Here is a 14,180-nt window from a genome sequence, read left to right as displayed (position 1 = left end):
GACCCTGAGCAGGCAATCACAGACGGCGCGCGCGACGCGCTCAAACCCACGAAGCCCACCGATCTGCGCACCGCCCTTGGGCCCGCACGCGGCTGGCTTTGGTCCTGGAGGCAATGACATGCAGCAGAATCGAATCGGCATGACCCGGCAGCTGGAGCAGCTGCACACGCGAGCGATCCAGCAGACCCGCTTGGCTTCGGCCGGCGTGACCATTGAGAACTACGTTCACCGCTTGCTGGCGGACGTGGCAGGCGTCCACCTGGACGCCGCCAAGCAGCGCAGCGCCGACGCAGTGGGCGAAGTGTCCCGGCGCATCACCGAGGCCTCCGGCAAGCCGCCGCGCGGCTTCTGGCTACCGATGGAACGCGCCCTGAACATCACCACGCCCGGACAGGGCAAGGAACTCATCACCGGCAAGCACGACGGCCAGCTGATCGAGGCCCTGCGACCCTTCAGCGGCACCCTGCAGGCTGGCGCGCAGCTGATCGCAGGGCTGCAGGGCATGGAAAAGCTGGTCATGCCACGCGCCAGCCAAGGCGCGGGCGTCGCTTGGGTCGGCGAGTTTGAGAATCCGCCCGAGGCCGATCCTTCGGTGGATCAGGTCATCATCCAGCCACACACCGTGTCGGCGCGGGTCAAGGTGTCGCGCCGCATGACCAAGCTTTCCAGCCTGTCGAACCGTATCGAGGCCGTCATCACGGACGAACTGATGACGGCGATCTGGGCCGAAGTCGATCGGGTCGCGCTGTCGGGATCGGGCATCGGCAACGAGCCGGCCGGCATCCTCGCAAGCGACGGCATCCTGGACATTGGCGCCGGAACGAACGGCGCCGCTCCTTCGCTGGATCTGCTGTGCGACCTGGAGGAAGCGCTGGGCCTTGCAAGCGGGCGCACGCCGAACGCCCTTTTCACCACGCCGCAGGCCCGCCGCAAGATGCGGAAGACCGCGCGCAGCGCCACGCAGACTTCGCCGCTGTGGGATGACGCAAATCGTGTCCTGGGCTACGCCGCGAACGCCACCACGCACCTGCCGAGCAGCGGCGAGAAGGGTACCGGCACCGGGCTTTCCTCGGCCGTTCTGGGCGACTTCTCCCAGCTGTTGGTCGGGCTCTGGGGACCGGCCGCACTCGACGTGCTGGTGCTGCCGCCTAAGACTGATGGCAGCGTGGACGTTCACGTCTATGCGGATGTCGGCATCGGCCTGCGCCATGCCAAAGCCTTCGCGGTCTGTCGTGACCTGGTGACGACTGACTGAGCGAAGACCCGCGGGCTTCCATGATTGGCCCGCCCGGACAAGCTGCGGAGTGTCCGGACCCGAAAAACCCGCAGCGGCACGCGCGCAAAGGGTTCGAGCGTGAGCGTGAAACGGGCGTCCGTCGGACGGCGCCCCAAAGCCCCGGAGCCTCTCCCACTACCGGGCATGAAGGCCCGCCCCTCGGAAGGGGGCGGGCTTTCGCTTTTCAGGCGCCGTTCCGCCAGCCGTGGCAGGCTTGGCAGCGCATCCGCCACCGGAGCCTGCCATGCACCGCGCCCTGATTCTCTCCCTCGCGTTACTGCTGCCCGCGCTGGCCAGCGCCACGTCGTGGCACTCCGAACGCTGCGGGCAGTCCGTCATCACCGTGGGTTCGCCCATGACGAAGCTGCGCGCCTGTGGCACGCCCTGGCGCATCGTCACTCTGGTAAACGAGCACGGCGCAGCTGTCGCCGAACGTTGGGAGTTCGAACGCGACACCGGTCTGGCGCTGTTCACGGTGCAGGGCGGGCGCGTGGTGCGGATCGAGCGCGTGTAGCATCGACGCGATCCGGGGGCATCCTTGGGGGCATCGGCTTGGGGAATCATCGCGACAAGCCAAGCGCAGAAACGCTTTCAACGAACATTGTGGTAGCGTCCTTGGCCACCATATTCGAAGGCCCCGCTCCGGCGGGGCCTTTTGCTTTATGGCGCTGGCACTGGCGTTGCCACTGGCTTCGCCGTCGCCACCACGCGCTGAGTTCCGTCGGCCGGCATCAATCGAAGGCGGCGTGTTGCGCTGCGTCTCTCAGGCCGATGCCGCCTCGCGGAACTGTGCAGCCATCGCAACGCGGCGTCCCGGCTCTGATCGCACTCAACGAGGCCGGCGACCCGGGTCTGCGCACGCCTCGGCAACTTGCGCCAACGTAGCAGCGCGCTGCGACAAAGTCGCGCAGTGGCGGGCACTTGCCGTGTCGGCTGTTCCCTCCGGTGGAACATACGGGTCGATACGGTGGCGACCAGGGCAGTTCGTGATGGAGATCGACAGGCGGGCAAGGCCAGACTCTGGCCCTTTTCCTACGCAGTTCAGTCACTTGCGAGCCGCTGGCGTATTGACGCAACGCAGCCGATTTGGCCGCCTGCTGAACATTGACAGGCTCGCCACGAGCTGCAAATACTCGCCTCGGGCGTGGTGCCGGCCATCGGGGGATGGCCGCACCGGCAGCGTCATGACGACGCCGCAAGCGCCCGACCACAGCGACGACTCCGGGGGCGATCAGCCCCCTCACATTCAACGGGGAATGTTCAGATGAAAACGAATCTTGCAGTGCTCTGCGCGATGATTGCCGCCTCCCTTCCGGCGGCGGCAAGCGAACTCAAGCGCGTGGAAGCGCCGATCAAGGGCCAGTACATCGTAGTGCTAAAGGACGCTGCCTTCGAAGGCAGCCGTGACGGCCGCGTCCAGTCCGTCGATTCGGTGGGCATGGCGGCCGAGATGGCCGTGTCCTACAACCTTGAAGTCGAGCGCGTCTACGAGCACGCGCTGAAGGGCTTCGTGGTGAAGAATGCCGGCGAGAAGGACATCGAGCGCCTGCTCTGGGATGACCGCGTCGCCTTCGTCGAAGAAGACGGCATGGTCTTCCTCAATCCGACGCAGAGCGGCGCCACCTGGGGCCTCGACCGCATCGACCAGCGCAATCGCCCGCTCAACGGCACCTACATCTACAACACCACCGCGACCAACGTCCGCGCCTACATCATCGACAGCGGCGTGCTGGCCTCGCACAACCAGTTCGGCGGCCGCGTCAGCGGCGGCGCGAGCTACATCAGCGATGGTCGCGGCACCAGCGACTGCAATGGCCATGGCACGCATGTGGCCGGCACGGTGGCCGGCTCGGTGCATGGCGTGGCCAAGGGCGCGCGCATCGTTCCGGTCCGCGTGTTCGGCTGCACCGGCGGCAGCTCCAACTCGACGATCATCGCGGGCATCGACTGGGTGCGCGCCAACCACGTCAAGCCGGCGGTCGCCAACATGAGCCTGGGCGGCGGCGCGTCCAGCGCCACCGACACCGCGACCAACAACCTGATCAATGCCGGCGTGACCGTGGTGGTCGCAGCCGGCAACAGCAATGCGAATGCCTGCAACTACTCGCCGGCGCGCGTTGCCAACGCGATCACCGTGGGCTCGACCACCAGCACCGATGCACGCTCCTCGTTCTCGAACTTCGGAACCTGCGTGAACATCTTCGCGCCGGGCAGCTCCATCACCTCGGCCTGGTACACCAGCAACACGGCCACCAACAGCATCAGCGGCACCTCGATGGCGTCGCCGCACGTCGCGGGCGTCGCCGCGCTGTACCTGGCCGGAGCGCCCTCCGCCACGCCGGCCACCGTGCGCAGCTACATCTACAACCGCGCCACCACCAATGTGCTGACCGGCATCGGGACGGGCTCGCCGAACCGCATGCTCTACTCGCAGTGACACCCTGTCAGATCTGACAGGCGCCAAAGCGACAAGGCTGCGGCAAAATCCGGGCTGCAGCCTTGTGGCTGTTGACGCAGCAACCGATGGGTACTTTTTGGCGGCGACCTTGCGGTCGCCGCCTTTTTCTTTTTGCGCCCCGCCTTGCTGCGCACGCCCGCGTGCCGACGCAGGGGCGGCGCACCCATGCGTGCAGCTGGGCGCTTGCGCAGCCTTCAGCCTTGCCGCACGGACGGGGAGCCCGCGGGCGTCCTACCGAAGGCACTCCACTACTGGGCGGGTCCGAAGAAGCGGGTTGTGTGCTGCAGCCTGACTTCGGGATCCTCCAGGCTCTCGACATCCAGCACCACGTCGCGACGCCCCTGTACCGCGCCGGCCTCGGCGCGCAGGGTGAATGGCAGCGTCACCACCTGCTCGGCGCTGGTGGCGATCTCAAGCGGCGCCTCGACCAGCACCACATCCCCAGCCTGGACCGTGACGCGGAAACGGTGGGCCACCGGCTGCTTGTTGATCAGCTTCAGCGTGTAGGCGTTCTCGACGCTGCCGTCGCCAGCCACGCGATAGAGCGCGTTGCGATCGCGCAGCACATCGACGTTCAGGGGCTGACGGTGCATGACACCCCACAGCCAGCCGCCGAAAATCGCCGACAGCAGCAGACCGTAGATCAGCACCCGCGGGCGCAGCACGCGCGTCGCCCGGTTGTCCACCGCGTTCTGGGTGGTGTAGCGGATCAGTCCTCGCGGGTAGCCCATCTTGTCCATCACGGTGTCGCAGGCATCGATACAGGCGCCGCAGGCGATGCACTCGTACTGCAGTCCGTTGCGGATGTCGATGCCAGTGGGACAGACCTGCACGCAGATCGTGCAGTCGATGCAGTCGCCAAGGTCCTCCGGTGTTTGCACGCGGGGCGCGTCCGTGATGTCGAGCGCATCGACGGCGAGCGCCGTCGTGGCTCGCGCCTGGACTTTGCTGTCGCCGCGCAACGCAGCGTGGGCAGCGACGATCACGGCAGCCGTCGCTGAGCGCACGTCGAGCAACCCGCGCGCCCGTTCCAGCACGCTGCCAAGCCCGCGCTTGCGCGCACCGCGCGGCTCACCGCGCATCGGGTCGTAGCTGATGATCAGGGTGTTGCGATCGAACATGGCGCTCTGGAAGCGCGCGTACGGGCACATGTACTTGCACACCTGCTCGCGCAGCACACCGGCATTGCCCCAGGTAGCCAGGGCATAGAACAGCACCCAGAACGTCTCCCACGGCCCCCACGACAACTCGAACAGGCGCGCGCCGAGGTCGGTGATCGGGGTGAAGAAGCCGACGAAGGTGAAGCCGGTCCACAGCGCAAAGATAAGCCACACCGCGTGCTTGCCGCCCTTGCGCAGCAGCTTGTCGCGACTCCAGGGCGCGGCATCGAGCTTCATCCGCTTGGCGCGATCGCCTTCGAAGTAGCGCTCGATCCAGACGAAGACCTCCGTCCACACCGTCTGCGGGCAGGCATAGCCGCACCAGAGACGCCCTGCGAGGGCGGTGAAGAAGAACAGGGCCAGGCCGGCGAGGATCAGCAGCAGGGCGAGGAAAATGAAGTCCTGCGGCCAGAAGTTCAGCCCGAAGATGTAGAACTTGCGCGCCGGCAGATCGAACAGGACGGCCTGGCGACCGTCCCAGCTCAGCCAGGGAAACACGTAGTAGATGCCGAGCAACACCCACACGGCGATGAAGCGCAGCCGCGTGAAGCGGCCCATGACCTCGCGCGGATAGACCTTGCCTTCGGACTTGTAGAGCGCATTGCCGCCTTCGCTCAGGACGGACGGGATCTCGCGAGCCATGGCTCAGCCCTCATCCTTGAGCGGGCGATTGAAGCGACTCGCCGGGCGCAGCAGGACCCAGGTGAACAGGCTTGAGCTCGCCGTACAGGCCCAGAACATGAAAAAGCCGAGCGTGTAGCCGAGCTCGCGCGACAGGTCGAGGTCGGGGAAGGTCAGGTCGCGCAGTGCGTGCGGATCGACGAAGGCGAAAAAGACCATGGTCGCCACTCCAGCCGCGAAGAAGCTCGGCCACAGGATTGCGCCCAAGCGCTGCGCCAAGGGGCGCGGCGGATGATCGAACAGGTTGGGGTCGGGGACACTCATGCGCCGATTCCAAGGCTTGCGGGAATGGCGGCCAGCATCCCATGCAGGTTTTCGCGGCGCCCCCGGTTGGATCAATTTGCACGCAGAAAGCACAACGCCCGGGCGGACCCGGGCGTTGTGCGCGCGCAACAGATGGCGTTCGATCAGCGCTCGCTGAGCTGCGCGCCCTGGCCCTGGCTCAGCGAATAGACGTAAGCCGACACCAGGCGGGCGCGATCCAGGCCGATGATCGGCTCATGTGGCGGCATCATGCCGTTGCGCCCATTGACGATGCCCTCGCGGATGCTTGCCAGATCACTGCCGTACAGCCAGACGCCATCGGTCAGGTTGGGCGCGCCCAGCATCTCGTTGCCCTTGCCCTCGACGCCATGGCAGGCAGCGCAGACGCCCTCGAAGCGCGGCTTGCCGGCGGCGGCAAGCGCCGGGTCCACCTTCATGCCCGACAGGCTCTGCACATAGACCGCGGTTTCGGTGACGGCCTGCTCGGAGCCGAGCACGGCAGCGAAAGGAGGCATCGCCGCCTGCCGGCCGTTCAGCACCGTGTGCAGGATCGCCTCCGGACTGCCGCCCCAGTTCCAGCTGGCATCGGTCAGGTTGGGAAAGCCACGGCTGCCGCGGGCATCCGCCCCGTGGCACATCGCGCAGTTGTTGGCGTAGACGGACTGCCCGAGCGACAGGGCCTTCGGGTCGGCGGCGAGCTGCGGGATCGGCGTATTCGCGAACTGTGCGAACAGCGGCGCCAGCCGGGCTTCGAACTCGGCTTTCTCCTCGTCATGCGCACCCGCCGACGACCAGCCGCTGGTGCCTTGGAAGCTGCCGATGCCGGGGTAGTAGATGAGATAGCCGACGCTGAACACGATGGTGATGTAGAAGAGGTTCACCCACCACTTCGGCATCGGCTTGTTGTACTCGGTGAGGTCACCGTCCCAGACATGGCTGGTGTCCTCGGGCTTGGCGTCGCCCGGCTGGCGACGGCCGGTGTAGTAGATCAAGAGGACGCAGCCGACCAGGTTGATGACCACCAGGGCTGCGATGTACCACGTCCAGAAAGCGCTCATTGGGCGTTCTCGCTCTTGCGTTGTGCGTGGCGGACCGGCGGCTCGCCGTCCTCCAGCGGAAGCTGTGCAGCGGCATCGAACTCGGCCTTGCGTTTGCCGCTATAGGCCCAGAGGACGCCGACGATGAAGGCCGCGAACAGGAACACCGTCAGCAGGCCGGAGAAGGTGCCCTGGCTCATGGCGCACCCGCCTGCTGCGCCACTGCCGCACCCGGTCGCGGCGCATGCTTGCCAAGGCCCTGCAGGTACGCGACCACGGCATCCAGCTCGGTCTTGCCGGCGACGGCCGCAGTGGCGCCCTCGATCTCCTCGTCGGTGTACGGATCGCCGATGGTCTGCAGCGTACGCATGTGCCTGACCAGGGTCTGCGGGTTCACTGCCCGCTCGGCCAGCCAGGGATAGGCCGGCATGTTCGACTCGGGAACCACGTCGCGCGGGTTGATCAGGTGCACACGATGCCAGTCGTCGCTGTAGCGACCGCCGACGCGGGCCAGGTCAGGACCGGTGCGCTTGCTGCCCCATTGGAAGGGTCGGTCGTAGACCGACTCGCCGGCCAGCGAGTAGTGGCCATAGCGTTCGGTCTCGTAGCGCAAGGTGCGGATCATCTGCGAATGGCAGTTGTAGCAGCCCTCGCGGACATAGACGTCACGACCGGCCAGCTCCAGCGCGGGATAGGGCTTGACCCCCGGCAATGGCTCGACCGCTTCGGCCTGGAACATCAGCGGGATGATCTGTGACAGGCCGCCGAAGGAGATCGCCACCGCGATCAGGATGCCCATCAGGCCGACGTTCTTCTCGACCTTCTCGTGGAAATTGTTGCTCATGTCGGTCGGCCTCAGGCGTGGGCGGGTTCGGCGGCGGGCTCGATGACCGGCTGGTCCTCGACCCTCTTTGCCAGCTGATAGGTCTTGTAGACGTTCCAGGCCATGATCAGCATGCCGCCCAGCACCAGCAGGCCACCCAGCAGGCGGATCAGGTAGTACGGATAGGTCGCCACCAGCGATTCCACGAAGGTGTAGGTCAGCGTGCCGTCCTCGTTGGTGGCGCGCCACATCAGGCCCTGCATGACGCCGGCGATCCACATCGAGGCGATGTAGAACACCACGCCGATGGTGTGCACCCAGAAGTGGGTGTCGATCAGCTTGACCGAGTACATCGAGGTCAGGCCGAGCAGGCGCGGCAGCAGCGCATACAGCGAGCCGACCGTGATCATCGCCACCCAGCCCAGCGCGCCGGAATGCACGTGGCCGATCGTCCAGTCGGTGTAGTGGCTCAGCGAGTTGACCGTCTTGATCGACATCATGGGGCCCTCGAAGGTGCTCATGCCGTAGAACGACAGGGCCACGATGAGGAACTTGATGATTGGATCGGTGCGCAACTTATGCCAGGCACCCGAGAGGGTCATCATGCCGTTGATCATGCCGCCCCAGGACGGCGCCAGCAGCACCAGCGAGAACACCATGCCAAGGCTCTGCGCCCAATCCGGCAGCGCCGTGTACTGCAGATGGTGCGGGCCGGCCCACATGTAGATCGCGATCAGGGCCCAGAAGTGCACGATCGACAGCCGGTAGGAGAACACCGGGCGGCCGACCTGCTTTGGAATGAAGTAGTACATCATTCCGAGGAAAGCCGCGGTCAGGAAGAAGCCCACCGCGTTGTGGCCGTACCACCACTGGGTCATGGCATCGACCGAGCCACTGAGGATGCCGTAGCTCTTGAAGGGCCCGGCCGGCAGCGCGAGGTTGTTGCCGATGTGCAGCACCGCGATCGTGATGATGTAGGCCGCGAAGAACCAGTTGGCCACGTAGATGTGCTTGACGCGGCGCTTGACGATGGTGCCGAAGAAGCTGATGCCGTAGGCCACCCAGATCACCGTGATCAGCCAGTCGATCGGCCACTCGAGCTCGGCGTACTCCTTGCCCTGGGTCAGGCCCAGCGGCAGGGTGATGGCAGCCAGCACGATGACCAGCTGCCAGCCCCAGAAAGTGAATGCCGCGAGCTTCTCCGCGAACAGGCGCACATGGCAGGTGCGCTGCACGATGTAGTAGCTGGTCGCGAACAGCGCCGAGCCACCGAAGGCGAAGATCACCGCATTGGTGTGCAGCGGGCGCAGGCGGCCGTAGGACAGCCACTCGATGCCGGCGGTGAGATCCGGCCAGTAGAGCTGGGCGGCGATGATCACGCCCACCAGCATGCCCACGATGCCCCAGATCACGGTCATCACCGCGAACTGGCGCACCACCTTGTCGTTGTAGTACGCGGTCTTGTCTATCGCCATCGCCATGGGGGCGGCCCCTGTGTTGAGTCGGGCGAAGTGTGGCGGTGCGACATTCGGTCGCGGTTGATCAGAGTCAACTGGTTTCGGACGGCGCGGCGCCGCTGCCTGCAGCGTCTGGCAAGCGACTGATGCGACTGCGTTTTGCGGCCCTATACTGGCGCGATGGAAGCCCCCATTCATGACTTCGCGGACCGCGGCAAGCCGACCTTGGTCGAGCGCGCAGAGCTCGATTGCTGGGCGCGCGCGCTGGGCTTCAACGCGGTCGGGGTGAGCGGCATCGACCTTGGCGAAGACGAGCGCCACCTGCTCGACTGGCTGCAGGCTGGCTGCCACGGCGAGATGGACTACATGCAGCGCCACGGCACGCTGCGCTCGCGGCCGCAGGAGCTGGTGCCCGGCACCCTGCGCGTGATCTCGGTGCGCATGGACTACCTGCCCGAAGGCCAGGCCGACGCCGAAGCCGTGCTGGCCGACCCGCAGCTCGGCTACATCTCGCGCTATGCGCTGGGCCGCGATTACCACAAGCTGATGCGCAACCGACTGCAGAAACTGGCCGACCGCATCGCCGCGAGCGTGGGCCCGTTCGGCTACCGGGTGTTCACCGACTCCGCGCCCGTGCTGGAGAAGGCGCTGGCACGCAATGCGGGCCTCGGCTGGATCGGCAAGCACAGCAACCTGATCGACTCGAAGTCGGGCTCGTGGTTCTTCCTGGGCGAGATCCTCACCGACCTGCCGCTGGCGATCGATGTGCCCGCGAGGAACCACTGCGGCACCTGTACCCGCTGCCTGGCCGCCTGTCCGACCGCGGCCATCGTCGCACCCTACCGGGTCGACGCCCGCCGCTGCATCTCCTACCTGACCATCGAGCTGCACGGAGCGATTCCGCTGGAGTTCCGTACCGCCATGGGCAACCGCATCTACGGCTGCGACGACTGCCAGCTGGCCTGCCCCTGGAACAAGTTCGCAAGGCTCACCGCCGAGCCGGACTTCCGCGCGCGCCATGCGCTGGACGCCGCCAGCCTGATCGAGCTGTTCGGCTGGAGCGAGGAAGCGTTCTTTCAGCGGACCGAAGGCTCGGCCATACGACGTATCGGCTACGAGCGGTGGCTGCGCAACATCGCCATCGCCCTGGGCAATGCGCCGCCCTCACCTGAGGTGCGAGCCGCGCTGCTGGCACGGGCCTCACACCCGTCCGAACTCGTGCGCGAACACGTGGCCTGGGCGCTGGACCGCCAGCAGACGCTCAGCGCTGCGCCCGCCTGATCCGCTGCAGCACGGCCCGGGTCAGCGCGTCACCGGCCACGGTGTTGCCTGAGAGCGCCGGCAGCAGCTGGTCGGCCAGCTGCTTGCCCAGCTCCACGCCCCATTGATCGAAGGCATTCACACCCCACAGCACCGACTGCAGGTAGACCGAGTGCTCGTACAGGGCCAGCAGGGCGCCCAGGCTTCGCGCCTGCAGTCGATCCAGCAGGATCAGGCTGCTCGGTCGGCCGCCGGGGTAATGCCGATGCGGATCCGCACTTGGATGGCCGCAGGCCAGCGCTTCGCTCTGCGCAAGCAGGTTGGACAGCAGCGCACGGTGATTGTCGGCGTGCGCGTGATCGGGTGCGATCACCCCGATGAAGTCGCAGGCGACGACCTGGGTTCCCTGATGCAGGGCCTGGAAGAAGGAATGCTGGCTGTTGCTGCCCACCCCACCCCAGACCACCGGAACGGTGTCGGCGTCCACGCTGCTGCCATCCAGGCGGACACGTTTGCCCAGGCTTTCCATCACCAGCTGCTGCAGGTAGGCCGGCAGCAGGCCGAGACGATCGTCATAGGGCAGCACGGCGAATGACGGAATGGCCAGCGCATTGCGGTTCCACACCGCAAGCAGGGCATGCAGAAGCGCGACGTTGCGCTCTGGCGGTGCTGCCAGCGCGTGCGCATCGATGGCCGCGGCACCGGCGAGCAGGGACTCGAAGCCGGCGCGCCCCAGCGCCAGGCGAATCGGCCACCCCACGGCGGACCACAGCGAGTAGCGTCCGCCGACCCAGTCCCACATCGGCAGCACGCGATCGCGCGGGATGCCGAATTCGGTCGCCCGCGCGGTATTCGCGGTAATCGCATAAAGGCGCGCATCGTCGCCCAGCCAGGCCCTCAGCAGCCGGCCGTTCAACAGCGTTTCCTGGGTACCGAAGCTCTTGGACACCAGCAGCACGGCGGTACGCGATGGATCCAGACCGCGCAGCAGCCGCGCCGCAGCGTGGCCGTCGACGTTGGCGAGGAAGTGGACCCGGAAACGCCCCGAGCCCTGCTCGGCCAGCGCATCGACCACCAGCCGGGGCCCGAGATCGGAACCGCCGATGCCAACGCTGACGATGTCAGTGACGGTGCCTTGCTCCAATTCGGCGCTCAGGGCTTCCACGCGCTCACGTGCCGCCAGCGCTTCGGCATGTGCGGCGCGCGCTGCTGCGCTGGTGCCGAGATCGGAGCGCAGCGCGGTGTGCAGGGCGGGCCGCGCCTCCGTGGGGTTGACGGTTTCACCCTCGATCAGGGCGCGCATCCGGGAGGGCAGATCCAGCCGCTGCGCCTCGGCCAGCAAGGCATCGAGCGCAGACGCGTCGAGGCGCTGGCGACCGAGGTCAAGGCTGAGCCCGTCGGCCTGGAGCAGCAGACGCTCGGCGCGGCCCGGGTCAGCGAAGAGTTGGGCCAGCGGAGTCGCCTGCAGGCGGTGCGCGTGGGAAGCCAGCAGCGACTGGTCGATGGACATGGGCGATGCGCGTGTATGTCGGACGAGGCCAACAGCCTAGCAGCCGATTTCAGGCGATGCGGTCTGCTACTGGATCGTCCCGGCGCCCGAATATCGTTGCGCCCACGCAACAGAGCTGAAACCGGGGCCAGGCAACTTGGCGCCAAGGCACATGCTGCGGCAAACGCAAGCCACTGATTCTATTGAGAGCCGCCTTCTTCAGGGCAAAAAAAACCCTCGCGGGATGGCCTGCGAGGGTGGAAACGGAGTGACGATTACCTAGCGATACGCCCTGCTGCTCCTTGGACTCCAGCGCCTTTCAGTCGCGTCTGTCTTCGGAGACGGGTGTGAGATTACCCCCGTCGAAGAGAAAAAACAACAGGCCCGATGTTTTTTTACAACTCCGGGCCAGCTCCACCATTCGGCAGCGAGAACTCGATGTTGTCGATCAGGCGTGTGCCGCCGAGTCGGGCGGCGATCAAGGCCACCCACTCGCCTTCCCCGGCCACTGCGACCTCAGCGAGCTGGTCGGGTCGGCGCAGCACCGCGTAGTCGACCCGGAAACCGGCGCTCGCGAGCTCGCCACTCGCCCAGGCCTCGATCCCGGCGACGGTGGCTCCCGCGGCAAGACGCTCACGCATGCCCAGCAGGATGGCGTGGATGCGCGCCGCCGTCGCTCGCTCGGCCGGCTGCAGGTACTGGTTGCGCGAGCTCATCGCCAGTCCATCCGGCTCACGCACTGTTGCGCCGGCAAGGATGCGGATCGGAAACGCGAGATCGGCGGCCAAGTGACGGATCACGGCAAGCTGTTGATAGTCCTTGCGACCGAACACGGCGAGATCGGGCTGCACCTGGTTGAACAGGCGCGCAACGACGGTGGCCACACCCGCGAAATGGCCCGGCCGGAACGCCCCGCACAGCACGTCGGACAGCCCGGGCACCTCGACGCGCACGGTCCGCTCCACGCCCAGCGGATACATCGCCTGCACCGAAGGCAGGAACAGCAGGTCGCAGCCGCCTGCAGCCAGCGCCGCGGCATCCGCTTCCAGCGTGCGCGGATAGCGAGCGTAGTCCTCGTTCGGGCCGAACTGGGTCGGGTTGACGAAGATGCTGCAGACCACGCGGTCAGCCTGTTCGCGAGCCTGCGCGATCAGCGCCAGATGGCCGCGGTGCAGGTTGCCCATGGTGGGCACGAAGCCAATGCTTTGCCCCTGCCGGCGCCAGCCGGCGACCCGCTCACGCAAGGCGGCGACATCCTCGATGCGCTCAAGACTCATTGGAAGCAGTGCTCCGGTGCGGGAAAGCTGCCTGAGCGCACGGCTTCCGCGTAGGCAAGGAAGGCCGCCTCCACGGTGCCTGCGCCGGCGAGGAAATCCTTGACGAAGCGCGGCCGCCGACCGGGCGTGACTCCGAGCAGGTCGTGCATCACCAGCACCTGGCCGTCACAGTCCGGCCCTGCACCGATGCCAATGGTGGGAATCGCGATGTCACGGGTGATCTCCGCCGCGAGCCCGGCAGGAACACATTCGAGCACCAGCAGTTCTGCGCCTGCCTCGGCCACCCGTCGCGCGTCCTCGCGCAGTCGCTGGGCTGCTTCCGCGTCGCGTCCCTGCACGCGATAGCCGCCCAGCTTGAGCACCGACTGCGGCGTGAGCCCGAGATGCGCGCACACCGGAATGTCGCGCGCGGTCAGGAACTCGATGCTGTCGAGCACGTGTCCCGCACCCTCCAGCTTGATGATGGCCGCCTGGCCCTCGGCCTGCAGGCGCGCGGCCGAGTCCAGGGCCCGCTGCGGCGTGGCGTAGCTCTGGTAGGGCAGATCGGCCATCAGCACGGCCCGGCGCAGGCCGCGGGCAACGGCCGCGCTGTGATAGACCATCTGGTCGACGGTCACCGGCAGGGTACTCGCATGCCCTTGCACGACCATGCCCAGCGAGTCGCCCACCAGCACCAGGTCGATGCCTGCGGCATCCATCGCCGAAGCGAAACTGGCGTCATAGGCGGTCAGGCAGACGATTCGCTGCGCCTGCGACTTCATCCGGCGAAAGCTGGGGACGGACAAAGGGCTCGCGGTCGGCGCACCGGGTTCCGAGCTGTACATGGTTCAACCTCGAAGACATCGGGCCGCCATGCTACCGGAGCCCACTCGCCCGAGGTGACGAGCACAGCGCTTGGTCGCGCGCAGCTTGATCGCAGGTCTCAGAGTGTGTCTACATAATCGGCTACACTTGCGGCACCGTCCGTGAAGTGGCAGCACATGAGCGCAGCAGGCCGT

The 14,180-nt window shown here is 66.7% G+C and carries 13 protein-coding genes; 4 read left to right on the top strand and 9 right to left on the bottom strand.

Going from position 1 to position 14,180, the window contains the following annotated elements:
- The first annotated feature begins 118 nt into the window (after positions 1-118).
- The 3 genes from Q0654_RS18600 (at position 119) to Q0654_RS18590 (ending at position 3,713) form a co-directional block, all read left to right on the top strand.
- The gene (locus tag Q0654_RS18600; protein ID WP_298856493.1) at positions 119-1,255 is read left to right on the top strand and encodes a phage major capsid protein; all 1,137 of its coding nucleotides are present in this window, start codon (positions 119-121) and stop codon (positions 1,253-1,255) included.
- 265 nt (positions 1,256-1,520) lie between these two features.
- The gene (locus Q0654_RS18595; protein WP_298856492.1) at positions 1,521-1,790 is read left to right on the top strand and encodes a hypothetical protein; all 270 of its coding nucleotides are present in this window, start codon (positions 1,521-1,523) and stop codon (positions 1,788-1,790) included.
- A 750-nt stretch (positions 1,791-2,540) separates the two neighbouring features.
- Positions 2,541-3,713 carry a S8 family peptidase gene (locus Q0654_RS18590; RefSeq protein WP_298856491.1) on the top strand — a complete coding sequence of 391 codons (1,173 nt, stop codon included), beginning with the start codon at positions 2,541-2,543 and terminating at the stop codon, positions 3,711-3,713.
- A 269-nt stretch (positions 3,714-3,982) separates the two neighbouring features.
- Here Q0654_RS18590 and Q0654_RS18585 read toward each other — a convergent pair whose 3' ends face one another.
- From Q0654_RS18585 to ccoN, 6 genes are all read right to left on the bottom strand, one after another.
- On the bottom strand, positions 3,983-5,536 hold the full coding sequence (locus Q0654_RS18585) for a 4Fe-4S dicluster domain-containing protein (protein WP_298856490.1): 1,554 nt from the start codon (positions 5,534-5,536) through the stop codon (positions 3,983-3,985).
- 3 nt (positions 5,537-5,539) lie between these two features.
- Positions 5,540-5,839 carry a hypothetical protein gene (locus Q0654_RS18580; RefSeq protein ID WP_298856489.1) on the bottom strand — a complete coding sequence of 100 codons (300 nt, stop codon included), beginning with the start codon at positions 5,837-5,839 and terminating at the stop codon, positions 5,540-5,542.
- A 143-nt stretch (positions 5,840-5,982) separates the two neighbouring features.
- Positions 5,983-6,897 carry a cytochrome-c oxidase, cbb3-type subunit III gene (gene ccoP, locus Q0654_RS18575; protein ID WP_298856488.1) on the bottom strand — a complete coding sequence of 305 codons (915 nt, stop codon included), beginning with the start codon at positions 6,895-6,897 and terminating at the stop codon, positions 5,983-5,985.
- Positions 6,894-7,076 carry a cbb3-type cytochrome c oxidase subunit 3 gene (locus Q0654_RS18570; protein WP_298856487.1) on the bottom strand — a complete coding sequence of 61 codons (183 nt, stop codon included), beginning with the start codon at positions 7,074-7,076 and terminating at the stop codon, positions 6,894-6,896. The genes ccoP and Q0654_RS18570 overlap by 4 nt, the downstream gene beginning before the upstream one ends.
- Positions 7,073-7,720: a cytochrome-c oxidase, cbb3-type subunit II gene (gene ccoO, locus Q0654_RS18565; RefSeq protein WP_298856486.1), complete on the bottom strand. Its 648-nt coding sequence runs from the start codon at positions 7,718-7,720 to the stop codon at positions 7,073-7,075. Before ccoO ends, Q0654_RS18570 begins: the two co-directional genes overlap by 4 nt.
- 11 nt (positions 7,721-7,731) lie before the next feature.
- Positions 7,732-9,180, bottom strand: coding sequence for a cytochrome-c oxidase, cbb3-type subunit I (ccoN, locus tag Q0654_RS18560; protein ID WP_298856485.1), 1,449 nt, complete (start codon positions 9,178-9,180; stop codon positions 7,732-7,734).
- A gap of 156 nt (positions 9,181-9,336) precedes the next feature.
- Here ccoN and queG point away from each other — a divergent pair, with 156 nt between their 5' ends.
- Entirely contained in the window at positions 9,337-10,437 is a 1,101-nt protein-coding gene (gene queG / locus Q0654_RS18555) for a tRNA epoxyqueuosine(34) reductase QueG (RefSeq protein WP_298856484.1), read from the top strand.
- Here the strand turns inward: queG and pgi are convergent.
- The 3 genes from pgi to panB form a co-directional block, all read right to left on the bottom strand.
- Positions 10,418-11,926 carry a glucose-6-phosphate isomerase gene (pgi, locus tag Q0654_RS18550; protein WP_298856483.1) on the bottom strand — a complete coding sequence of 503 codons (1,509 nt, stop codon included), beginning with the start codon at positions 11,924-11,926 and terminating at the stop codon, positions 10,418-10,420. The two genes, queG and pgi, sit on opposite strands and share 20 nt — an antisense overlap.
- 374 nt (positions 11,927-12,300) lie before the next feature.
- The gene (panC, locus tag Q0654_RS18545) at positions 12,301-13,182 is read right to left on the bottom strand and encodes a pantoate--beta-alanine ligase (protein WP_298856482.1); all 882 of its coding nucleotides are present in this window, start codon (positions 13,180-13,182) and stop codon (positions 12,301-12,303) included.
- Positions 13,179-14,006 (bottom strand): 3-methyl-2-oxobutanoate hydroxymethyltransferase, encoded by an 828-nt coding sequence (gene panB / locus Q0654_RS18540; RefSeq protein ID WP_298856480.1) that lies wholly within the window; start codon positions 14,004-14,006, stop codon positions 13,179-13,181. The genes panC and panB overlap by 4 nt, the downstream gene beginning before the upstream one ends.
- Positions 14,007-14,180: the final 174 nt, after the last annotated feature.

Origin of the sequence: uncultured Aquimonas sp., assembly GCF_937888285.1 — a bacterium.
Classification (GTDB): Bacteria; Pseudomonadota; Gammaproteobacteria; order Xanthomonadales; family Xanthomonadaceae; genus Aquimonas.
This window is presented reverse-complemented; position numbering and strand designations above follow the sequence as displayed.